The sequence below is a fragment of the Bacillus jepli genome (genome assembly GCF_047238305.1).
Taxonomy (GTDB): Bacteria; Bacillota; Bacilli; order Bacillales; family Bacillaceae_L; genus Ferdinandcohnia.
In genome coordinates this window covers 3,294,672-3,317,640 of the sequence record NZ_JBDFMO010000001.1, presented here as the reverse complement: position 1 = coordinate 3,317,640, position 22,969 = coordinate 3,294,672, and the positions used below count along the sequence as shown (strand labels likewise).

Below are 22,969 nucleotides of genomic sequence, written 5' to 3'. Positions count from 1 at the left end.
CCATTTTTTTGTCATTTTATCACGTTATGTTGTCCTGTCAACTAAAAACGAAAGTAATTCTGCTTCAAAAATCGTGGAATCTTCATGAGTTCCTTGTATTGAATTGCTTTTGAAAGTTTTTTTGTGTCGATAATCATGAGATGGTCTTCGATTTCATTGATGATGTCTTCTTCTTGATATTCCATTCCGCAAGCTTCACACCTAACATTAGGTGTTTCCGTAATTTCAATTGCACGCGTTCCATCTGGAAGCTCCCAAAACACACTATTTGTTGATTCACGTGCTTTTTCCGATTCACACCACATACATTTCAATTTCAAAGATTTGACCTCCTATCTTTAGCTTGATGCCTCTTCTTCCTTATTTCCCTGCATTTTTTTCAAAGTGGATTGGTATTTTTTCTCTTTTAACTCATCCCGTTTATCACGTTTATCCTTTAATGTGCTGTGCGTTGGATCTTCATTGTATTTATTTCTCCGCGAAATTCGATTGATGCCTTCAGGGACAAGGTTGAATCCATCACCTAGAAGCCCCGCTATACCTGCAGTTGATTTTTTATCTTCGAGAGATCCTACATGCTCTGTAAAATAAGCGTCTGCACGGCCAGGTACATAGTTTTCTGGCTCTGGATAAGTAGTAATGACTCCTTCAAAATTACGTAACACCACTTTTTCCGGACTTTGCGAAAGCAGATAATTCGGCTGAACCGCAATTTTTCCGCCTCCCCCAGGTGCATCGACGACGAAGGTTGGCACAGAATAGCCTGAGGTGTGACCACGAAGACCCTCGATGATCTCCAAGCCCTTTGAAACAGGCGCTCTAAAGTGACCGATGCCTTCAGATAAATCACATTGGTAAATATAATATGGACGAACTCTAATCTTAACTAAATCATGCATCAGCTTTTTCATAATTTCCACGCTGTCATTAATACCTGCTAAAATAACGGATTGGTTACCTACGGGAACACCGGCATTTACCAACATTTCACATGCTTTCTTTGCTTCTTCTGTAATCTCAATGGATGTATTGAAATGGGTATTCAACCATACTGGGTGATATTTCTTTAAGATATTGCACAGGTTTTCAGTAATTCGTTGCGGGAATACGACTGGAGCTCTTGTTCCGATCCGAATGATTTCAACATGTGGAATCTCCCGTAAATTTTTCAAAATATACTCAAGGATGTTGTCATTGATAAGTAGACCATCACCACCGGAAATGAGTACATCTCGCACTTCAGGCGTGTTCGCGATATAGCCGATTGCAGCATCAAGCTGTTTTTTCGGCACTCCCATGCCGATTTGGCCGGAAAATCGTCTTCTCGTACAATAGCGGCAGTACATCGAACATTGGTTTGTTACTAAAAATAGGACGCGGTCTGGGTATCGGTGGGTCAGTCCAGGAACTGGGGAATCCTCGTCTTCTTCTAGCGGATCCTCCAAATCGTATTTTGTCTTGTAGATTTCCTTACCAATTGGCACTGACTGCATACGAATTGGACAGCGTGGGTCATCAGGATTCATTAACGAAGCATAATAAGGCGTAATATTTAAAGGAATGGTCTTTGTCGAAATTAAAACACCCTCTTCTTCCTCTGGAGTCAGGTTAATCACCTTACGTAAATCCTCAATTGTGCGGATGGTATTGGTTAATTGCCAAATCCAATCATTCCATTGCTCCTCTGTTACATCCTTCCATAATTCAATATCCTTCCAATGACGCTGAGGCTTATATAAGTTCATCTGCATAAAAAATCTCCTCCCTACTTTGATTAACATGCAAGTTGCATGCCAACTTATAAAGTAGAAAAGAGATTTCGATTAAAGTTTCTTTTTTTGCAATTTGTACTGCAAGGTTTGACGTGGAATTTCAAGTAGTTTTGCGGCCTTGTTGATATTCCCACCTGATTTTTTCATAGCCGCTTCAATTAAAGTGTTTTCCGTTTCTTGTACTGCTTCACGCAATGGTCTTAACGGTGGTAATGAAGCTTTCTCCTGTGATTCGACAAGATGATTAGGCAGTAATTCTTGGGTTAGGATCTCACCTTCTGCCATGATCATCGTATGCTCGATAATATGCTTTAACTCACGTACATTTCCTGGCCACTTGTAACGCGCGAAAAGTTCTAGAACCCCATCGTCCACTTTTGAAACACTTTTTTGAAAGCTATGATTATAAATTCCGATAAAATGATCCACTAAGTAAGGGATATCTCCAATTCGTTCGCGTAATGGTGGAATCTCAAGTGAAAAAACATTTAATCGGTAATACAAATCAGGTCGTAATTCCCCCGCCATCACACACTCCGAAGGATATTTATTTAATGCAACAATCACCCGGACATCCACTTGAAGGGCTTTCGGACTGCCAATTCTGCGCACCATTCCATCTTCAAGCACACGAAGTAATCGTGATTGGAGTTCGAGTGGCATAGAATTGATTTCGTCTAAAAAGAGTGTTCCACCGTGGGCAATTTCAAATAACCCAGCACGGTCGACCGCACCTGTATAACTGCCTTTTACGGTTCCAAATAAAATGCTTTCTAATAAGCTTTCTGGTAAGGCCGCACAGTTTTGGGCGATAAATGGTGCCTGTCTTCGTGCTGATTCATTGTGAATCGCTTGAACAAGCAGCTCTTTTCCGGTGCCAGTCTCCCCATACACCAAGACTGTTGATGAAGAGTTGGCAACCTTAGTTGCTTGTTGCTTCACATGATTGAAGCGCTCATTTTTCGTCAGGATGTCATGAAAGGTGTATTTAGCACCGTAAATTTCATTCGGCTTTTTTGAGACACCCCGAACCTTTGATTGTAGGTCCATTAATTTATTGGATAAATCTTTGATTTTAGAGTAATCCTTTCCAATCTCAAGAGCCCCAACGAAGGTACCGTTTATTTTAATTGGAAGGGTCGTATTCACTGTATCAATCAGCTTTCCCCATTTATTTTTATAGGTTTGGGGGAGATGAAAAATCGGCTGTTTTGTGCGAATAACCTTTAATAGAGTACTAGAGTCTTCATTTAAGGAGGGAAAAACCTCAAGTAGATGCTTTCCAAGGACCTCCTCGCGGCTTAGCCCATCATGCTCTGCTGCGACCTGATTATAGAAGATGGTGATTCCTTCCTCATTAACAACATGAATAGCTTCATCTATGCTATCTAATATGGCGATGACGAGTTCTTCTCCGATTTGCATGCATCTCCACCTCCTAATCGGATGATGAAATTCCGGCGTTTGGAGCCGAAAATTCGGCTAATCATTTCTCAGTTAAATCTTTCACCCACACATTCATATCTTCAATCTTATCAAAAATATAACAATTGTTTGTGAGTCTGCCAGTATACGTGTATCTTAACTGGTAAAAGCTTTTATTCATACCAAATGAAAGTGCTCTCGCGATCGAGTAGGCACAATAAATTCCATTGTTCATGAGCTCTTTTTCAAGCTGAACTAAGAGCTTTTTCATTAAACCATGTTTTCGATAGGCATTAAGCGTCGCACAGTCGGTGAGTTCTGCATTGTAAAAGGTCGTGTTCATTTCGGCTGAGGCAGCACTTATAATCGTTTCGTTATCTTCGACCACATAGAAAATGGTCGCTTCCTTCATCACTTGCTGAATATAGTCTGGGTTGGTTAATGGAGTTGGATAGATTTGAAACACAGTATTATATAACGCGGCCAGTTGCCCTGCGTCTTTTGGTGTTGCTTTGCGGATTAAAAAATCGGTGTCTGTTTGCTTATTCTCCTGCGGGTTTCGTAAGATGTCAGTTATGATTTTTTCTTCTTCCATCCATTTTTCACTGTTTCTTCTTTCATTTGTAAAGTATTTTGTTACAAAATAGGTATCACTGCCATTAAAATATTTAGGAATCATTGCTTCGATCATGTAACCGCGAGCCATAAAACAATGAAGATCTTCTCGTTTTGCCATGCAAATCATTTTTTCAAAGGAGTGCTGCACGGCAATCTCGTGAACTTCATCTATAAGAGAAAAAAGATTCCCCCGATATTCTAATACTCTTAGCCTGCGATTGAAATAATCTATGACGATGCTTGCTTGATATGTAGCGGCGTTTATTTGTTTTTGTTCACTATACTTCTGACCTGACAACATCAAACCTCCTTTTAATTCGTTTCTATCATCATATCATTATTCTTCTGAAACTTCACACCATGCTAAAATCGTTTGAGCGATAATTTCTGCCGTTTCAAACATTCGCTCAAGTTCAATATATTCATTTGGATAATGGGCAACCTCAGTGGTTCCCGGGCCAAAGACAATCGTTGGGATATTGCCTACCGCTGTTAACAACCCACCGTCTGTACCCCACGGGGAAGCTTCAATAATAGGGTCTTTCCCTTTCACCTGTTTAAAGCTATTTTTTAAAAGATTCATAAGTTCATGATCAGGTTCAATCGTGCCAGGTACCCATCGTGCACCAAACCATTCAAGTTCAACTGGATGTTCCTCGAACCATTTATCAATCTCGGCTAACTTTTTCAGCCATTGTTGCATTTCAGCTTTTGCGTGGTCGATTGTTTCTTCTGGTGCAACGCCCATTCGACCCTCGATTGTAACAACGTCCGGAACAGAGGATGGCCACGTTCCCCCTTGAATTTTTCCAATATTGATTGGAACAGGGATGGGTGTATTTTTATATAAAGGATCGTTGATTGCACCATTGCGAATCATTTCAAGTTTTAACAGATGATTGATCACAGTCATCGCTTTTTCGATCGCACTAACACCCTCATACCTTGTGCCTCCATGTGCAATCCGACCATAAATATCAAGTTTAAACCATAAGGATCCTTGTTGTTTAGGGAAGATCTTCATATTTGTCGGTTCCGGGATAATCGCCCCATCTGCTTTATATCCTCTTAAAATGGTGGCAAGGGTGCCAGCGCCACCACTTTCCTCTTCAATCACACTTTGAAAGATAACATCTCCTTTTAATTGAATACCTGAATCCTTAATGGCTTGGAGTGCTAAAAGGAGTGCCACATTCCCTCCCTTCATATCGGTAGAACCACGCCCATATAATTTTCCATCCTTCACTTCAGCAGAATATGGATCCATCTCCCATTGTGTAATATCACCTTCTGGAACGACATCAATATGACCATTTAAAAGAAGCGATTTCCCACCTCCTGTCCCTTTAAGGACACCGACAACATTGGGGCTATCGAGAAAAGTGGACCTAGGTGATACAAAATATGGATGCTTTAGCAGTTCTGCACCATTTGGTTCCCAAATATCAATTTCCATCCCTAACTGGCGGCATTTTTCTATAATAATCGCCTGCGAGGACCTTTCATTCCCTTGGAGACTCGGTTCTTGAACGAGCTTTTTTAAAAGACGTATCCCCTTGCTTTTGTTTTCTTGTATCCACTCTTTAACTTTTTCGTTATTGTCACTCACACACTTCTCCTCCCTTAGGAAAGTTGCAATTCGGCACTTGTATTTTTGACGACATCTTCGACTGTAAAAGGAGCCATTACTTCAAGCAAATGAAGTCCATCCTCCTTCACCTCAATCACAGCCATATCGGTGATGATGAGATTGACACAGCTTTTCGAGGTGAGTGGAAGACTACATTCCTTGACAATCTTGGAGTTTCCATGCTTGTCGATATGATTCATTAAGACAATGACTTTCTTCGCTTTTTGTGCTAGTTCCATTGCTCCGCCCATACCTGGAACGCGTTTGCCAGGAACAATCCAGTTTGCAAGGTCACCTTTTTCGCTGACCTGGAGCGAGCCTAAAATGGTGATATCGATATACCCGCGACGAATCATGCCAAAGGCGATTGAACTATCAAAATAGGAAGAACCAATTGCTGTTGTTACTGGGTATCCTGCAGCATTGCAAAGGTTCTCGTCTTCACTACCCTTTTCTGGGCTTGGACCAATCCCTAAAATACCGTTTTCTGCATGGATCATGACATTTATTCCATGAGGTAGGTGATTAGGAACGAGGGAAGGAATGCCAATTCCCAGATTTACAATCATTCCATCCTTAATCTCTTGGGCTGCTCTCTTGGCGATTGCGTTGCGAATATCTACTCCCATACCCATTTCCAATTCACCCCTCTGCTTTCGATGATCATATCGACATAAATTCCAGGCGTCACAATTTCCTCTGGGTCAAGTTCAGAAAGTGGAACAATTTCTTCAACCTCGGCTATCGTGAATTTACCTGCCATTGCTACAAGCGGATTCATATTTCGGGCACTTTTGTCATAGACAAGGTTTCCAAATGGATCGGCCTTTTTTGCAAAAATAATGGAAACATCAGCAGTTAGTGGCTTTTCTAAAAGATAATCCGTACCGTCAACATGAATGATTTGTTTCCCATTTGATACAATTTCATTATCAATTCCTACATCTACTAAAATACCACCAAGTCCTACTCCGCCTGCACGAATTCGTTCGGCAAGCGTCCCTTGTGGGGAAAATTCAATTTCCATTTTTCCTTCCGTCATTAATTGTCCTGCAACCGGATTTGAACCAATATGGGATACAATGCATTTTTTGGCATGACCGCGGCTTACGAGTTTTCCAATTCCTATATTAGGAAAACCTGTGTCATTTCCTATCAAAGTCAAATCTCTGACATTTTTCTCAAGTAATCCATCAATAAGAGTTGGGGGGCTTCCAATCCCACCAAAGCCCCCAAACATTACGGTTGTTCCATTATTGATACGTACGAGTGCCTCTTCTAGAGTTGAAATTTTATTGTAGCGATTTTCAATCAATCTATGACACCTCCATATTAGGCTGATATGACACCATTATTCCTTAATTCCATTTCCACATCTTTTAATGTTTGATCAAGGAGTTCGATTAGCTCATCGATTTGTTCTCTTGTGATTGTTAGTGGTGGAGCAACAAGGATGGCATCACCACCAATACCTTCGATCCCAGCAGCCGCTGGATATAATAGAAGACCATTATGCTGCCCTTGAGAAACAACAAGTGATGTTAGATCAATTTCCTTTTTAAAAGGAAATTTCGTGATCATATCTGACACAAACTCGATACCACACATCAGTCCTTTTCCGCGAACATCACCAATAATTGGATGTTTTTTTTGTAATTCTTGTAGTTTTGTATTGAGATATTTTCCCTGTTTCTCAGATTTTTCAACGAGATGATGAGACTCGATGTAATCAACGACAGCTAAAGCAACTGCTGCAGATTGAGGGTTTGCACTATAGGTGTGTCCACTCATGATGAGTTTTGACCCCTTCTGTATGGGTTCCATTACCTTTTCACTAACGAGGGTAGCAGCAACTGGTGTGTAGCCTGCACTCATCCCTTTACCAAGAGCTATGATGTCTGCTTCTGTATCCCAATGCTCAAGGGCAAACATTTTACCGGTGCGCCCCATGCCAGTCATGACCTCATCGGCGATAAATAAAATGTGATGCTTTTCACAGAGTTCTTTTATGACTTGATAATAACCTTCAGGCGGGACAATCGCCCCACCTGCTGCTCCAATAATCGGTTCGGCGATAAAGGCTGCAATATGTTCCGCCCCAATTCGGTTGATTGCTTGTTCCAATTCTGTTGCACACATATGGTTACAAGTTGGAAATGTGGCATTAAATGGACATCGGAAACAATATGGCGGCTGAATGGTTGGATAGTCCTCTAATAAAGGAACGAAGCGGGCTCTTCTTCCGGTATGTCCGGACATAGAAAGTGCGCCAATCGTGATTCCGTGATAACTCATCCAGCGGGATAAAATTTTGTTTTTTCCTTTGATGCCTTTTTCCTGCCAATATTGAATGGCAATTTTCATTGCGGTCTCAGTAGCCTCAGAACCGCTGTTCACAAAAAAAGACCAGTATTCACCGCCTTTTGCCAGGTCACTTAGTTTTTTGGCTAATTGCTCAGCGGGCTCACTTGTGAATTGTGACCTGTAAACAAATGATATTTTGTGAGCCTGTTTTTCAATTTCTTCAATGATTTCCTTGACGCCATGACCGATACTTGCCGTGATGGCCCCTGATGATCCGTCGATGTATCTTTTACCGTTCGTATCATATAAATAGATTCCATCCCCATGGCTGATCATCGGATAATCCTTATCCAATAAAGGTTTTATCAAGCGGGTTTCGTCCATTACGAACCCTCCTCGCCAAAATGGTATTGCCGTGCATCATAAAATGTAAGCGTTTAAATAAATAAAAAGCCTATTATTACATCATATGTATGTATAGAATGATAATTTCGTTATTCGGAGGTTTTTTCATCCAAAAGGCTTTTATGTATCCAAATGGCTGCTTGCATTCCGTCCCCCATGGCGATTGTGGTTTGCTCAGAATGTACCGCGATATCACCAGCAGCCCACACATGTTCAATATTTGTCATTTTGGTTCTTGGATCTACGATGATATGTTTATTTTCTAAACGTTCAATTCCGAGCTGGGATGCAAGTTCTGTTCGAACCTCGTTTCCCCCAAACGCCAAAAATCCACGTTCACCTTCCATAATTTTTCCGCTTTTCAAGCGTACCCCGTTCAAATCAGAGGTTTTTTCATCAAGTAGAATCTCCTCCACTTCATCTTGGATATGAGTAATTTCCCTTTGATCCAACTTCAACATCACATCGTGGTCTAAGTTACTCCAGTCATGATTGATGAAAGTTATATCTCTTGTAAAATAGGATAACGTCAGTGCCATGTTCGCCCCGGTCTTACCAGAACCGATTACAATCACATGCTTATCAACGACTTCATAGCCGTCACAATCAGGACATACATAGATAGTTAGACCAAGGCATTTATTAATGTTTTTAATAGAAGGAATATTATCCTTTACACCAGTTGCAAGTAGTAACCGTTTTGCCAAAAATGCATCGCCACCTCAACACTGGATTTGAAAAGCATCTTGGTTTTTTTCAATGTTTGCTACTTCATTTTGAATAAAAGAAACACCGTAACGTTCAGCATGCATTTTCCCTAGATTTCTTAATGTTTCCCCACTGACGCCATTTGGCCAGCCTAAGATGTTGTGGTAGTTTCTGCAAATTGTGGAACGACCGTCATTTGAATCAATTACAGCAATTTTATGTTTATACCTTCCAAGTTGAATCGCTGCCTGTAAACCCGCAATTCCTCCACCAATAATGATGACATCGTATTGATTATCCATTCTCTCACCTCAATAAAGACATGTACCTTTTATCATTTGTTTTGAGGGTAATCATCTATTCAAAAAACCCACAAGTTTACATAATGTTTTTATGATAAACCTTCGTATACTTTACAATTGCAGTATACATATAATTGTTATCGCAAATAAAAATGGCTCCCTTCACTATTAGTGAAAGGAACCTCTCTATTCATTGCTTTGTATATATTTAACGTACCCAAGAAGCACCAACAATAATTAATAAGATAAATAGTACGACAATTAATACAAAGCCATGGTGATAGCCATAACCACCGTATCCATATCCACCATATCCATATCCGTGCCCATATCCATCGTAGCATCCGCATCCACCGTAGTGCATAGTGTCATCTCCCTTTCTTTTTCGTTACACTTATAAGATATGAGCCTATGGGTTGTACTGTATGTGCTAGTGCCTATTTTTTCCTAACTTTTATTTATTATATAAAAATAGTATAGTAGACAAGAAGTTTGATTGAATTTTTATACATCATGCTTTATAATAATCCGTAGAAACCTATAAAAAGAAAGCAGGGGCATTATGAAAGCAGACATACTAGCGGCTATCGAAGAAAATAAAGAGCGTTTTTACGAAATCAGTGCATATATTGGGGCAAACCCTGAGCTTGGTCATGAAGAATTTAAAGCGTGTAAAATTTTAACTGACGAACTCAAAAAACACAATTTTAATGTAGAAATTGGAACTGCAGGTCTTCCTACTGCGTTTGAAGCGACATTTGACAGTGGTAAACCAGGTGCAACAATTGGGATCATGTCAGAATATGATGCCTTACCTGAATTAGGCCATGCTTGCGGACACAACTTAATCGGAACAATGGGAATTGCGGCTGGAATTGGCTTGTCAAAGGTTATTCATGAAACTGGCGGAAAAGTGATTGTGTACGGTACGCCAGCTGAAGAGACAAAAGGTGGAAAAGTAACCATGGCAGAGCAAGGTATTTTCGACCAACTCGATGTAGCCATGATGGTCCACCCGCTGAGCCACTACGAAAAAAGCGGTGCATCCCTAGCTATGGATGCCATCCAATTTGAGTTTTTCGGAAAAGCGGCACATGCAGCAGCAGCCCCATACGAAGGAATCAATGCCCTTGATGCGGTGCTCCAAACATTTAGCAGCATCAATGCGTTAAGACAGCATATTACATCAGACGCACGTATTCATGGCATTATTTCTGAAGGTGGAAAAGCTGCAAATATCGTACCGGATTATGCAGTGGCACAATTCTATGTCCGTGCTGCTTCTCGTACTTATGTAAACGAGCTTGTGGAAAAAGTAAAAAAATGTGCCCAAGGTGCTGCCCTTCAAACAGGAGCAACAATGGAATGGTCATTTTATGAATTTTCCTACGATGACATGGTGACAAATGAAACATTTTCAGACGCTTTTACTGATACATTAATTGAATTAGGAGTTAATCCGGAGGAAATTCACGAACGCGCAGAAGGTGGTTCACTTGATATGGGGAATGTAAGCCATGTCGTTCCTTCCATCCATCCGTATATAAAAATATGTGATGAACCATTTGCATGTCACACACACGGATTCCGAGAGGCTGCCTTAAGCAACCAAGGAAGAGAAGCCATGATCCTCGGTGCCAAAACCATGGCCCTAACAGGTTATAAAATATTAACTGAGCCACAATTACTAGAAAAGATAAAAAAAGAATTTGCGAATAAATAACCATAACCACAGGGACGGTTCTCTTGGCACCCTAGCCAAGGAATCGCCCCTTTTATTTTCTAAATTGTGTCGGTGTCATACCGGTTTCCTTTTTAAATACTCTCGTAAAATAAGAGGGATCGTCGTATCCCACCATCCAGGAAATTTCCTCAATCGTGAGGTTCTCTGTTTCAAGTAAAAATTTAGCCTGGTTGATTCGAAGCATTTGCTGAAATCCGGTAATTGTATATCCTGTCTCCTGCTTAAATTTCCGTGAAAGATGACTAACATTTACATCATTTTGCTCGGCCAAGTTTTCAATATTTAGTTGCTGATCGTAGTAGCTTGTAACATATTCAATGACTTTTTGAATAATAATTGAGTACTGTTTTAAAGAGTGAGACTGTACTAAATCACAATAATCTCCAATCATCTGGTCTTCGATTTGATAAAGTTTTCCCAATTGATCAACCTGTTCAATCTTAAGAGCATAGTCCTCAGAAATTCGATGGACCAATATAGATGCCACTTGTCCTCTTCTTGCAGCTGTTCGTAGTAGTGTATTCAAGACAATTAAATTATTTTTTACCCTTCTAATCGGTTGATTTGGAAATCTCTCTGCAAACGAAAATAACAGATTATTTGAATTGATTAATTGTAATGCTTGCTTCTTGTTCCCCATTTCCACCGCTCGCATAAAATCCTTTTCGATATTATAACGTAATTCAACCAATTCAAGTTGGTTGATTTCCTCATTTCTTGTTTGGCTGACATTCCGATCATGTTTAAAAGTATAATCAATGACTACAGGAGCCGTCTTGTCCATCAGACTTCGAAATTGCTGTAAAACACTTGTAAAGCTATTAATTTTCTCTCCTGTAAGAATCGAGATTTTTTTAGCAACATTCCGCAATTCTTCACTTGCCGATCGATTTAAATGATATTCTCTCGAGATCTTAAAAAAGTCAGGTGCTTTTTCATAAAAGGGACCTAATAGAATACAAAATTTTACTCCATTATCATGAAGAACATAACCAAAAAACTGCAAATCCCACTCGTTATGTAAAATATAGACCTGGTTCTCCCTCAATGTGGATAATGTTCCAAAAGCTGCATCCCGCGTTTCTTGCATAAACAGGGGTAGTTGCACCAGTTCTTGACGGTACAAATACGAACCGTCCTCATCCAAGACATAACAATTTAAATCTGTAATATAGTGTAATTTTATAGTTGTTGAAATAATAGTAGAATTTTCCAAAACAGCAATCCTCACATATGTCCTAGTTTTATCAAAATAATCCTACATTGTATCAGGATGTATTCATTATACTAATATCATAATAAAAGAAGCAATTCTTTTGAAAACGTTTGATAATCTTAGAAAATTGTGAGGTACTACTATGAATCATACAACGAAAAATAAAGAACAATCAAAATTATCGATGGTTTTAGATGTGATTTCCGGAAGCTTTGCTCCTATCATAGGAATTCTTGCAGGTGCCGGTCTTTTGAAAGCGATGTTATCCGTACTTGTCATGTTTGATTGGCTATCAATTGAAAACGGTTCATATATCGTTCTATCTGCAGCAGGTGATGCAGTGTTCCACTTTCTCCCTGTTTTTCTCGGGATCTCAATTGCAATAAAGTTAGGTGCAAACGGATATGTGGGTGGAGTTATTGGTGTTTCAATTTTAAGTCCTGAAATTGTTCATCTTGTTGAAAACGGTGTCGACTCACTTGAATTTTTTGGACTACCTGTTTTACTTTCTGATTATTCGTCAACTGTTTTCCCTATTTTCATGGCTATTTTTGCATATGCAGGGCTAGAAAGAATCTTGAAAAAGTTCATCTATAAAGATATCCAATTATTTATGAATCCATTGATATCTCTTGTGATAATTGTTCCATTAACCCTTATTGTTTTTGGACCTATCGGCACATTATTAGGAGAAGGTTTAGGTTCATTGATCACGTTCCTAAGTGAAAAAAGCGGTTTATTAGCAGGAGCTGTGCTCGGAGGAGCTTGGACATTCTTAACGATTGCCGGTTTACATTGGACAATCATTCCACTAGCAATCGCAAACCTTGCAACAGGACCAGACCCAATTATCGGGATGGCTGCAGCAGCTCCATTTGCACAAATTGGGATTGGAATAGCAGTCTTTTTGAAAACGAATGACAAAGATTTAAAAGCGCTTGCTGCAAGTGGAATAGTTCCAGGTTCCTTAGCTGGAACAACAGAAGCGATCAATTATGGAATTATCTTACGTTATAAAAAAACGATGGTTTATGTCTTAATCGCAGCAGCCGTTGGTGGAGCAATAAATGGAAGCCTAGGTGTTGCTATGAATTCATTTGTTCTTCCAAGTGTTCTTTCAATTCCTGCTTTCACCCCTATCTTGCCATTTTTAATTGGTATTGCTGTTGCGTTTGCATTAGGTTTCATTTTAACCTTTATACTTGGATTTGAAGGAAAAACAGAAAAAGCGAAAGATAATTATGATTTAATCATTGTAAGACCGGAGAAGATTAGCAGCCCTTTACACGGGAAGGTAGTACCATTAACTACTATCAAAGAGCCTCTATTTGCTACAGAATCTGTTGGAAAAGGAATCGCGATTGAACCTGAAGATGGAAAAGTCGTGTCTCCAGTAGATGGAGTTGTCACTACTGTCTTTCCAACTGGTCATGCCATTGGGGTTACATCAAAAGATGGAGCTGAAATATTAATTTGTATCGGGATTGATACTGTAAAGTTGAAAGGTCAGTATTACCAAGCACATGTAAAACAAGGTGACCATGTGAAACGTGGAGATCTGCTGATTACCTTTGACTTACAGCAAATTAAGGCAGCTGGTTTTGAAACGACTACTCCAATTGTCATTACGAACTCAGAAAAATATGTAGATGTAAAAGCTCCTGAATTGGGCAATATTAATACATTAGAAGATTTACTACAATTGAGTATTTAAAATCGTATCGGGATGGTTCTCTTAATCATATGAGGATCATCTTTTTTTATAGTTATTGGAAGATAGACAAGATGTAATCTACCTGTAACGAAACTGTAATACTAATCTACTTTTCTAGTTCATAGAAATGAGTCATAGAGAGTTACCCAGTAATACTATGACTAGGAGGACTATAACTATGAAAAAAATAATATTTGGACTAGCTATCTTTATCGCTTCTCTATTTTTTGCGGATCAAGCATTTGCCTATACAGTTCAAAAAGGTGACACGATGTCTGAAATTGCACGAAAGCATGGTATGACATTAAATGAATTAGCAGAAATAAACCCTCAAGTGGAAAATTTAGACCTGATTGTTGTCGGGGAGAATATAAATACGGAAGTAACGAGTGATCATGGACCAACTTTATTTGAAGGAATGAATATTGAGAAATTAGAAGAAGTTGTTGTAGCACCGCAAGAAACGGTTAAAACAGAGGAAGTTGTGACAGAGGTTAAGAGTGTTTCAAGTATCTATAATTTTTCTACTGAAGAGTTAGACTTATTAGCGAGAATTGTACGAGCTGAGGCTCAAGCAGAGCCATTTGAAGGAAAAGTTGCAGTTGCGGCAGTTGTATTAAATCGTTTAGAAAGCCCGAAATTCCCTGACACAATAAGAGGTGTCATTTATCAACGTGGTCAGTTCCAACCCGTACGAAATGGAGCGATCAATAAACCTGCAGATGATGAATCGAAACGAGCTGTGCAAGCAGCACTAACTGAAATGAGACATATTGCAAAAGAAGCGTTGTTCTTCTACAACCCTACCATTGCCACAAGTCGATGGTTAGACTCGAGAACAACAGCCGTGAAGATTGGACGACATGTGTTTAAGTATTAAGTTGTGTTTCACTGACTTTCGAAAATAAGCTAGGAAGCCTAGTTGGATTGATTAGGTTGCCTGTTACATAATAGATTAAATGCCTGATCCCTTTCACTTTGACTAGGGTCAGGCATTTTTGGTCTTATATTTTTTCTATCTCATCTTCAAGAACTGCATGCGTTGGTTGAACAGTGTTGGATAGGATAAAAATCCGAGCATGGTGCTTGTTACTGCTGCTGTTGTTAAGAGTAAAAAGAGAACGAGCAATTGAAATTGAACAGCTTGAATTGGACTTGCACCCGCAATAATTTGACCACTCATCATCCCTGGAAGCTGAACAAGTCCGATTGTTTTTTGGCTCTCGATGGTTGGAATCATACTCGCCTTAATTGACGTAATGAGTTGTGTATGAATCGCCTGTTTTGGCGTCCCACCTAATGATAGTATGAGCTCAGTCTGTTCTTGATGCGCATCTACCTCCGCTGTGAACCTGTTTAAAAAGAGGATCGCTAGCACCATTGAATTTCCGACAACCATACCACTGATTGGAATGATATATTGTGCGGTTGCTGGTGTAATCTTAAATCCTAATAGAATAGCCTGGGTGAGAACCTCCATAAAAACCAAGGTTGCGGCAATTTTCCAAGTGATACCCTTGATTGCCTTACCTTTTTTCCTTGCGTTTTGTGTAGCCGCTACGATCATGACAACTACCATCAGAAAAATATAAATAAGACTTTCCGTCTCGAAGACAAATTTTAAAATATAGCCAACTGCAAAAAGCTGAACTATGGAACGAACAACCGCAATTGTAGTATCTTTCTCCAAGCCTAGGTTAAAAGTTTTCGATAAAAAAATCGGGATGAGAACAAAAATGAGAGCGATAGCTAATGCAAGTGTACTCATGCCATCTCCCCCTTTACAAATTGTCGTACTTTTTCATGTGTAGGAGATTTCAGTAAGGTGCTCTCCCCCGTTTCAATAACTTCCCCTTCCATTAAGACCCAAACATAGTTCCCTATATCGATGGCTTGCTGGAGATTATGGGTAATCCAGATCATGGTTACCTTGTACTTCTGATTAATTTTTACGATCAGTTCCTCGATTTCGGTTTTAGAGACTCGATCAAGTGCCGATGTGATTTCATCCAACAACATGATTTTCGGATGATTCACAAGCGTGCGAGCAATAGATACCTTTTGACGCTGTCCGCCAGATAAATCTCGAACATCTCGATGTAAAAATTCCTCTTCTAATCCAACATCCTCTAATAGATCCTTCGCTGTTTGTTCTTCCAGTTTTGCACCTTGGAGTGTCTGTGGTAACGCTAAATTCTGAAAAACTGTCCCGTTTACCATAGGGGCATTTTGCAGAGCAATTCCAACAATTCTCCGCAATGCCACCGGATCATATGTATCGATGTTTTTTTCCTTCACGTAAATTTCACCAGAACTTGGAGTCAAAAGACCGTTACAAAGCTTTAGCAACGTTGTTTTCCCCGCTCCAGATGGTCCAACCAAGGTCGTAATGGTTCCTTCATAAAAGGAACCTGTTATATTTTTTAAAATATGTTTATTGTCCGCGTGAAAATCCACACGGTTAAAATGAATGGCTGGTTTTAATGTTTGCACTTGTTCACTTCCTTTAACTCGATATCTATAAGATATCATATAGGTCACTTTACTGGAAAAATTTTAATTTATTTTGTATAGTATGTACCTTTTTTGTCACACACAATTTAAAATGATTACATATGAAATTCATTAGGAGTGTTTTTTCAATTGAAGCAAAATAACAAAACAATCATAATCGGCGGAGGAATTGCGGGGAAATTAGCAGCGCGTGTTCTTTCTGAAGTTTATAAAGAAGTCATTATTCTCGAGCAAGATTCGGATGCTACATCACCTACCCCTAGAAAAGGTGCGCCACAAGGTAACCATATCCATGCATTGCTTCACGCTGGTGAACATGGTCTCGAGGAGCTCTTCCCTGGAATCGCTGAATGCTTTTACTCAACCGGTGCTGTAAAAATCAATTCAACAAAAGACCTTGCTTGGCATCACCATGGAGTGTGGAAACTTCGCTATGATGGTGGTTACACAACTACGCTCCAAACCAGACCTCATTTGGAATGGCATATTAATAAATACATAAAACAAGTTGAAAATATCACCACACAATATAATCAAACTGTTAAAAATTATGTTTATAATGAGGGAGAAAATCGAATTACCGGGGTTGAACTGAAGAATGGCTCTGTTATTCATGCCGATCTTATTATAGATGCGAGTGGGGCAACTAGTTTCTCCTATCGTTGGCTGACTGAAAAAGGCATACAAATTCCGGTTAAAAAAGTGAAAATTGGCTTAACTTACGTCAGTCAGATTGTAGAGTTACCAGAAAATAAAAACAGAGATTGGACAATCAAACTACTTTATCCAAATCCACCTCACGAAAAAATGGCAGGGTCGATTTCAAAAATTGAGGGAAATCGATATTTAGTTACATTCATTGGGTATCATGACATCATTAATACAAAAGAAAAAATAACCAATTTGGTAGATTTATCCAATAAGCTACCACAATCAGATATTTATCTTGAATTAAAAAATGCTAAACCTTTAACTAATATTTCCATTTATCGGGTGCCACATATTACATGGAGAAAAATCGAGAAGGTAAAGAATTTCCCTGATGGTCTTCTAATGATTGGCGATACAATATGTAGAATTGATCCCTTTTTCGGTCAAGGAATGAGTATTGCTGTGTTAGAAGCACTTGCATTAAAAGAATTATTTAAGAATGAAATTAAGATTCGTGATTTTCATAAGAAGTCCGCAAAAATTATTGCACCGATTTGGAATATGGTGCTAACAGAGGATTTTCGCTATCCAGAAACGACAGGTCAAAAACCGCTTGGTCTCGCCTTTTTACAATGGTACGCCAAACAAGTATTCCTTTTATCAGGAGAAAACGAGAAAGTCTATGATTCGTTTATTAAAGTTATGAACCTGAAACGCCCAATGACCATCTTAATGCAGCCGAGGATCTTATTTGCTGTTTTTAAAAATGGGCTAACTAAAAAACGGAGACTGTGATGATACACAGTCTCCTTGATTATTGGTATGAAATAGTTGGGAACTGGGCAATAGATATATTAATAGTTTTACCATAAATGCCCAAAAGCTATTATATATGAGCCATATAACATAGCCTTTTTACTAACAATTTCCAAAAGTCATATGATAAACCTCTTTTATAATAGGAGTTTTACCAGGAATAACCAAAAGTCATTTAAAATACACCATATTTATAAGGATTATTTCCAAACATATCCAAAAGTCTTATCATAAACCAGTTTTATGCTGTGTTTTTTTCCAGGTAAATCCAAAAGTCCTTATAAAACACCTGTTTTTATGTAAGATTTTCAAGGTCACCATTTACTTTCCCACACCAACATCTACTGTAAGTTCTTCATGATAAATCCACTCATTCTGTTCAGGCGTTGTCGCACCAATCCATACAAACAATGGATCCGGTCCATGAGAACCATTGAAGGTGACGACGAGATGTTTGTAGATTTTGAGATTAAACTCATCCTCATCCCGGAAAAAGGAAAGTTGTGGATTGTATAAGCGATTTCCTTCAGTGTACTCGTTGCGGTATTCACTGTATTCTGGTAAATCTTCCGCTCGCTTCACTTGGCTGAAGGTGACGACTATTTTTCGGGTTTCAAAAAATAGCGATACATATTCATAGGATAAACCTGCTGTTCGAATTTCGGGTGTTACATTCAATTCTGGGTGTTGATTCGCGATGTGGTAGATGGAGTCGAACACATAAGAGGCGCGTTGTCTAGAGATGAAGTTTCTTTCGGTGACGAGGGCGGATTTCCCCTCTCTATCTTTATAAAAACGCTCTAATCCATTTGTAATCCCGTTAATAATTAATTGCTTTTCTGCACTGTTTAAATAGAATTCATGACTAGAATCTAGCAAGAATTGAACCTCCCTATTGATTCATTTTTCTCATTATACCTTTATAGGGATGTCGAAAAGTGTTAGATTCTGGGAAACTTAAGCAACTTATAGTTAGTAGAACGTAAAACAAGTAAAAAGGAGCAACTTTACTTTTTAGAAAGTTACTCCTTTACATTAAATATCAGTATATTACCCTAGTAGCTCTTTTGTTGCTTTTATCCATGTTTTAGCCATGAGCATATTCCCTGCCGTGTTCATATGAACACCATCTATAGTAAGCGGAAATGCCTTCTTATATTTCAAAAATGAAAGGAATGCCTGATGGGTTGGAACGACGACTGCATGATGTTTTTTTGCAAGTTCATGGATGATTTCTATATATGGCTTTAACATCATATTTCCTTTTCCCTGAATATCTTCTGATATAACAGTGGGTTCCATTAGAATAATGGATGCATTGGTTTTTTGCTTGGTATTTTTAAGAAGATGCTCAAGCACTTCTTCAAACTGATTTGGTAAAACTTGTTGTATTTCAGGAGAATCCACTTGCCTCCATACATCATTGATCCCTATGGAAATCGATACAAAGTCCGGTTGATAAGAAATTACATCATTGTCCCACCGCTCGGCTAGGTCTGTTATCCGATTACCACTAATCCCTTTGTTTATAATGTCCATATCCCTATTTGGGTAGGTAACCTTTAAATAATCATGTAGCAATCTTACATAGCCAGTTCCTATCGAATCACTCTCACTCATCCCCCACCACGTAATACTATCACCAATAAAAACAATTCGCTGTTTCATACTTTCCCCCGTACTATTGTAGTTTATCTGACACTTGCTCTTCCTTTTCCATCCATTCACCTAAGTAATATTCTAGCATTTCACACACATAATAAATATAAAAAGTTATCATACTGGTTGGGTCTTTAATTTCTGATATGAAATCGACTTTAAATGGTTCAAGTTCATTTTTCCATTTATTAAGGTCAGAGATAACAAGATCTAAATCATCACATTCTTTTACTTTTTCAGGATCTATTACCCGACTTGGAAATAAAGGGAAGTTCCATTTCGATACCTCTGATAGTACCGATTCCATTTTCTTAAGGACTTTCTTGGCCATTATTTGTTGTTCATTAAAGATCGAGTAAAAGTCCCCTTCGATTTCGTCAAAGCCATCGCCCCAAGTTAATCGTGCAAAATAATAGCTGTTCATTAGCTGTATTGGTTCCCATGGATACTTATTATCTAGTTCATTGGCATTTTCTTTAGGAATGTATGGAACGATTAGATTGACTATTTGGTTGATTCCCAACTTCAAATACAGATTAATATCTTCATGAATCCTTTGAAATAAAGGTGGAAAAAGATTACCTAACATAAAATGGTCACTATAGTATTCAAAAATTGTTATATCTTTTTGAGTAGCTTTCGTTGCTTGACACCATTTATGTAAAGCCTCAAATGCTCTATCCTCATTTTTAAAAGATTGCTGATAGTTCCTACCCCAGAATGCAAATAACGTATCCACCTTTTTCGAACTATCGAAACCATCTGGTAGTTCTAACATATCCCATGATAATCCGGCATTGTAAGCTATATGTTCTACTTCAATACGAGGAATTTGTTTTTTAAATTGTTCAGTAAATCGTATGTATTTTGCTAAGAAGTCTTGGTCATCCTTTATCCCTATATCCGCTGGCCATAGGGATACTCTTTTAATAGAAGATGTTTTGTCGATTTTGTTTTTTATTTTATCAATCAGTAAACTTTGCCAACTATCATCTGAGTAATTAATCTGCTTTTTATCCGAAATTGAGATATCACTTAATAAGTAATGCATGCTATGGCCACCGATTGTAATTGCGAGCCCACGCTTTTCTAGCTCCTTTTCAATTACTGGTTTTACCTTATCCCATAACATAAATGTAAAAAATAATTCATTAATATAGTGTTTTGTTGCCCAATCGATCATCTGTAAAAGAAATGAAGTGTCTTCATAATTTTCTATAACTAATCCTCTTCTAACCATCCTTCCACGGTGACTTGAAGATTTTATAAAACTAACATCTTTGTATTCAATTTTTTCTTCAGATAAAAAATGAACCCATTTATATCCAAATAGTTTTTTACAAGTATGATAAACACCATATAGCACGGACCTAGGATTTGAACTGATGATATAAATTTCGTTTTCCTTTTGTACAATTTGAAAAGAGTCAATTGTTGGATCTTCCTTTAAAGTTGCTTGTTCTACTAAGCCCTCTTCAATAAATTCTTGTTCCAACCCTAACACAAATGAATAAGGAATGGGCTGCTCGACTTGTTGAATGTACTTGAGTAACTCTTCTTTAGCAAATACTACAGATATGTTATCAGAAAGAATGCTGCATGTAACCGACATTGTGCACCTCCTCACACTAATCCAGTAATGATTGATCTATTTCTCTTAATATAAGGCCTGAAAGGATGATTGCATTTGTCCATCCACTTTCTATCACATATGCTCCCCAGCCAGTGTCACCATTATTGCCAAAGTACTCGCCACGCTCAAGATGAAAAGAACGCATCCAGCCACCATCAAATTCTATTTTTGGAGAAGTAATTTGAATGCCAGATAAAAAACGACTAAGCTTTTCATAAAACTCTTTCACTGTTGGGTCGCCCGTAGTTTTCCAAGCCTCCCATGCATTCATGAGCAAGAAGTTATTCGTATACAATTGATCCGCAATCCCTTCCCCGTTCATTCGGAACACTCCTGTGTCCTCTGTACCATAGCGGTCAGGATCTGGATTATCACGTTCCTCGATACCACCTAATTCATGTTGATTTTTAGCTAAGTAATCAATTACTTCATGTAGCCCTTTTAGAATGGTTTCATCCTTTGTAACGGCATAGATTTGTGCTAAGGATAGTAAGAATCTACTATATCCAGCCGTCTTACTATACATAAACTTTAAATCTCTTTTATTTTCAAGCAATGTTAACGTACCTTGATATGCAGTTTGTAAAAAAGCATCATCCTTTGAGACAAGATAGGCTTGGATAAATGCCGAATGAACGATTGCTTCAAAATGAGGATTCATACTGGTCATGGTTGAATTTTTGAAATATGTGGTGCCTTGGTCATGTAATTCTTTTTCCCGAATACATTCCGGTCGAAGTCCGTTTTTATTTTGCGTGTGTAAAAGAGCATAAGCTGTTAATAAGCCTCTCTCTTTGTATTCCGTTTTACCGGTTTTACGGTATAGAAATAATAGAACAAGTGCTACCCAACTATTATCATCGGAAAAGATTTGATCCGGTTTTTCCTTCGGGCTTTGAAACCATTTCCAGAAACCATACGTAGCTGAATCAGGATCTGTATCCTGATAGCCACCTTCAAATAAATAGTTTAGTAAATTATGAGACCTCTCTATCCATGTAGGTTCATGCGAATATTCTCCATATAGGTAAAATAAAAGCGCAGTATGTGCATGACAATCCGGTCGAAAATCCTTACTAATATCGCTTCGAATAGAATGGATATTTTCATAAATTCCAAGGCTTCCATCTTCCTTTGGTAAAATTCCAGAGGTTAAAAACCAATTCATACCCTTTTCGATTGTTTTTTCAAGATTGTTTTCCTTTGAGGTCTGAATAACCAAATGTTTGCTTTTAAGAGGCAAGTGATACTCCATTTGCAACCATTTGATAACTTGATTCCATACCCAATTAGGTCGTAACGTCCAATTCTGGTCATTGCCCAAAAAAGAAAAAGTCGAAAAAACGGCTTTTCCTTCCCCATGATTTTTCACAACAATACCAGGATATTTCCCTTCATCTTCAGTACAATGAGTCTCTTTAAAATGACCGATATTTAGCAGTCTTTCGGTGTCGAAGGTAAAGCCTGTTAAAAAAGGACCATGCCATTCGAGCAGCTGCCCTTTTTTACAAAAGGAATTATCACGTGAAATCACCAGTTTTTCTAAACGGTGATTGGTCACCGAAAAGTCTTGCTTGAACCCAAAAAGACGAGAGGATGGGAAGTCATCACAATTGATGAGCTCCCCATATAAAATCCCACCTTGTTCTACAAAGGTCCATAACTTTTCAAGTATCTCATATGACAATTTCATTGGTTTTCCATTGGTAAGACCATTAATAAAAATATATGTATATTGATGGAGATCTTCATGTAAAAGTTCATTGATATTTGAAAAATAATGATTGAAAAAAACCTGACTCTTCATTTCCATACTTTTGTCAACTAGTGCGATCATTCCGTATCACTCACTCTTATT

General features: G+C 38.5%; 20 protein-coding genes and 1 pseudogene. 4 read left to right on the top strand and 17 right to left on the bottom strand.

The genetic code is table 11. The annotated features are described in order from the left end of the window. Positions 1-41 precede the first annotated feature (41 nt). The 10 genes and pseudogenes from ABC371_RS16955 to ABC371_RS16910 all read right to left on the bottom strand — a co-directional run bounded on the left by ABC371_RS16955 (position 42) and on the right by ABC371_RS16910 (position 9,528). On the bottom strand, positions 42-314 hold the full coding sequence (locus ABC371_RS16955) for a YokU family protein (RefSeq protein WP_412899381.1): 273 nt from the start codon (positions 312-314) through the stop codon (positions 42-44). Positions 315-338: 24 nt separating this feature from the next. Then, complete coding sequence (gene kamA, locus ABC371_RS16950) at positions 339-1,751, bottom strand: lysine 2,3-aminomutase (protein ID WP_412897859.1); 1,413 nt, start codon at positions 1,749-1,751, stop codon at positions 339-341. 72 nt (positions 1,752-1,823) lie between these two features. Next, the gene (locus tag ABC371_RS16945; protein WP_412897858.1) at positions 1,824-3,197 is read right to left on the bottom strand and encodes a sigma-54 interaction domain-containing protein; all 1,374 of its coding nucleotides are present in this window, start codon (positions 3,195-3,197) and stop codon (positions 1,824-1,826) included. 61 nt (positions 3,198-3,258) lie between these two features. Further along, positions 3,259-4,116, bottom strand: coding sequence for a putative beta-lysine N-acetyltransferase (ablB, locus tag ABC371_RS16940; RefSeq protein WP_412897857.1), 858 nt, complete (start codon positions 4,114-4,116; stop codon positions 3,259-3,261). Positions 4,117-4,152: 36 nt separating this feature from the next. Continuing rightward, on the bottom strand, positions 4,153-5,424 hold the full coding sequence (locus tag ABC371_RS16935) for a peptidase (protein ID WP_412897856.1): 1,272 nt from the start codon (positions 5,422-5,424) through the stop codon (positions 4,153-4,155). Between the two features lie 14 nt (positions 5,425-5,438). Next, entirely contained in the window at positions 5,439-6,080 is a 642-nt protein-coding gene (locus tag ABC371_RS16930) for a 3-oxoacid CoA-transferase subunit B (RefSeq protein WP_412897855.1), read from the bottom strand. Then, entirely contained in the window at positions 6,065-6,757 is a 693-nt protein-coding gene (locus tag ABC371_RS16925; RefSeq protein ID WP_412899380.1) for a CoA transferase subunit A, read from the bottom strand. The genes ABC371_RS16930 and ABC371_RS16925 overlap by 16 nt, the downstream gene beginning before the upstream one ends. A gap of 20 nt (positions 6,758-6,777) precedes the next feature. Beyond that, positions 6,778-8,133: an aspartate aminotransferase family protein gene (locus tag ABC371_RS16920; RefSeq protein ID WP_412897854.1), complete on the bottom strand. Its 1,356-nt coding sequence runs from the start codon at positions 8,131-8,133 to the stop codon at positions 6,778-6,780. Positions 8,134-8,243: 110 nt separating this feature from the next. Further along, positions 8,244-9,164: pseudogene (locus ABC371_RS16915) on the bottom strand (NAD(P)/FAD-dependent oxidoreductase). A gap of 208 nt (positions 9,165-9,372) precedes the next feature. After that, complete coding sequence (locus ABC371_RS16910; protein WP_412897853.1) at positions 9,373-9,528, bottom strand: YjcZ family sporulation protein; 156 nt, start codon at positions 9,526-9,528, stop codon at positions 9,373-9,375. Between the two features lie 198 nt (positions 9,529-9,726). On the opposite strand from ABC371_RS16910, the gene ABC371_RS16905 reads away from it, so the two are divergent. Then, positions 9,727-10,887 carry a M20 family metallopeptidase gene (locus ABC371_RS16905; RefSeq protein WP_412897852.1) on the top strand — a complete coding sequence of 387 codons (1,161 nt, stop codon included), beginning with the start codon at positions 9,727-9,729 and terminating at the stop codon, positions 10,885-10,887. 52 nt (positions 10,888-10,939) lie between these two features. On the opposite strand, the gene ABC371_RS16900 is transcribed toward ABC371_RS16905, so the two are convergent. Next, a complete protein-coding gene (locus ABC371_RS16900) occupies positions 10,940-12,124 on the bottom strand; it encodes an AraC family transcriptional regulator (RefSeq protein WP_412897851.1) in 1,185 nt (394 codons plus the stop codon). Positions 12,125-12,266: 142 nt separating this feature from the next. Here ABC371_RS16900 and ABC371_RS16895 point away from each other — a divergent pair, with 142 nt between their 5' ends. Continuing rightward, positions 12,267-13,838, top strand: coding sequence for a glucose PTS transporter subunit IIA (locus tag ABC371_RS16895; RefSeq protein ID WP_412897850.1), 1,572 nt, complete (start codon positions 12,267-12,269; stop codon positions 13,836-13,838). Between the two features lie 178 nt (positions 13,839-14,016). Next, positions 14,017-14,718, top strand: a complete 702-nt coding sequence (locus ABC371_RS16890) for a cell wall hydrolase (protein WP_412897849.1) — start codon at positions 14,017-14,019, stop codon at positions 14,716-14,718. A 135-nt stretch (positions 14,719-14,853) separates the two neighbouring features. Here the strand turns inward: ABC371_RS16890 and ABC371_RS16885 are convergent, their stop codons facing one another. Together ABC371_RS16885 and ABC371_RS16880 are read right to left on the bottom strand one after the other, a co-directional pair. Further along, positions 14,854-15,606, bottom strand: coding sequence for an ABC transporter permease (locus tag ABC371_RS16885; RefSeq protein WP_412897848.1), 753 nt, complete (start codon positions 15,604-15,606; stop codon positions 14,854-14,856). After that, positions 15,603-16,331 (bottom strand): ABC transporter ATP-binding protein, encoded by a 729-nt coding sequence (locus ABC371_RS16880; RefSeq protein WP_412897847.1) that lies wholly within the window; start codon positions 16,329-16,331, stop codon positions 15,603-15,605. The genes ABC371_RS16885 and ABC371_RS16880 overlap by 4 nt, the downstream gene beginning before the upstream one ends. 150 nt (positions 16,332-16,481) lie before the next feature. On the opposite strand from ABC371_RS16880, the gene ABC371_RS16875 reads away from it, so the two are divergent. After that, positions 16,482-17,798 carry an NAD(P)/FAD-dependent oxidoreductase gene (locus ABC371_RS16875; RefSeq protein WP_412897846.1) on the top strand — a complete coding sequence of 439 codons (1,317 nt, stop codon included), beginning with the start codon at positions 16,482-16,484 and terminating at the stop codon, positions 17,796-17,798. Positions 17,799-18,140: 342 nt separating this feature from the next. On the opposite strand, the gene ABC371_RS16870 is transcribed toward ABC371_RS16875, so the two are convergent. The 4 genes from ABC371_RS16870 to ABC371_RS16855 form a co-directional block, all read right to left on the bottom strand. Further along, a complete protein-coding gene (locus tag ABC371_RS16870; RefSeq protein WP_412897845.1) occupies positions 18,141-18,698 on the bottom strand; it encodes a hypothetical protein in 558 nt (185 codons plus the stop codon). A 171-nt stretch (positions 18,699-18,869) separates the two neighbouring features. Further along, positions 18,870-19,487, bottom strand: coding sequence for an SGNH/GDSL hydrolase family protein (locus ABC371_RS16865; protein WP_412897844.1), 618 nt, complete (start codon positions 19,485-19,487; stop codon positions 18,870-18,872). A gap of 13 nt (positions 19,488-19,500) precedes the next feature. Then, positions 19,501-21,090, bottom strand: coding sequence for a hypothetical protein (locus ABC371_RS16860; RefSeq protein ID WP_412897843.1), 1,590 nt, complete (start codon positions 21,088-21,090; stop codon positions 19,501-19,503). A gap of 16 nt (positions 21,091-21,106) precedes the next feature. Further along, complete coding sequence (locus ABC371_RS16855) at positions 21,107-22,948, bottom strand: hypothetical protein (RefSeq protein WP_412897842.1); 1,842 nt, start codon at positions 22,946-22,948, stop codon at positions 21,107-21,109. Positions 22,949-22,969 lie beyond the last annotated feature (21 nt).

What these genes read in the sequence shown, in the direction of transcription:
- ABC371_RS16885 (WP_412897848.1), bottom strand. Translation starts at nt 15,606, where the DNA reads ATGAGTACACTTGCATTAGCTATCGCTCTCATTTTTGTTCTCATCCCG.
- ABC371_RS16920 (WP_412897854.1), bottom strand. Translation starts at nt 8,133, where the DNA reads ATGGACGAAACCCGCTTGATAAAACCTTTATTGGATAAGGATTATCCG.
- kamA (WP_412897859.1), bottom strand. Translation starts at nt 1,751, where the DNA reads ATGCAGATGAACTTATATAAGCCTCAGCGTCATTGGAAGGATATTGAA.
- ABC371_RS16895 (WP_412897850.1), top strand. Translation starts at nt 12,267, where the DNA reads ATGAATCATACAACGAAAAATAAAGAACAATCAAAATTATCGATGGTT.
- ABC371_RS16865 (WP_412897844.1), bottom strand. Translation starts at nt 19,487, where the DNA reads ATGAAACAGCGAATTGTTTTTATTGGTGATAGTATTACGTGGTGGGGG.
- ablB (WP_412897857.1), bottom strand. Translation starts at nt 4,116, where the DNA reads ATGTTGTCAGGTCAGAAGTATAGTGAACAAAAACAAATAAACGCCGCT.
- ABC371_RS16890 (WP_412897849.1), top strand. Translation starts at nt 14,017, where the DNA reads ATGAAAAAAATAATATTTGGACTAGCTATCTTTATCGCTTCTCTATTT.
- ABC371_RS16910 (WP_412897853.1), bottom strand. Translation starts at nt 9,528, where the DNA reads ATGCACTACGGTGGATGCGGATGCTACGATGGATATGGGCACGGATAT.
- ABC371_RS16945 (WP_412897858.1), bottom strand. Translation starts at nt 3,197, where the DNA reads ATGCAAATCGGAGAAGAACTCGTCATCGCCATATTAGATAGCATAGAT.
- ABC371_RS16930 (WP_412897855.1), bottom strand. Translation starts at nt 6,080, where the DNA reads ATGGGTATGGGAGTAGATATTCGCAACGCAATCGCCAAGAGAGCAGCC.
- ABC371_RS16860 (WP_412897843.1), bottom strand. Translation starts at nt 21,090, where the DNA reads ATGTCGGTTACATGCAGCATTCTTTCTGATAACATATCTGTAGTATTT.
- ABC371_RS16855 (WP_412897842.1), bottom strand. Translation starts at nt 22,948, where the DNA reads ATGATCGCACTAGTTGACAAAAGTATGGAAATGAAGAGTCAGGTTTTT.
- ABC371_RS16905 (WP_412897852.1), top strand. Translation starts at nt 9,727, where the DNA reads ATGAAAGCAGACATACTAGCGGCTATCGAAGAAAATAAAGAGCGTTTT.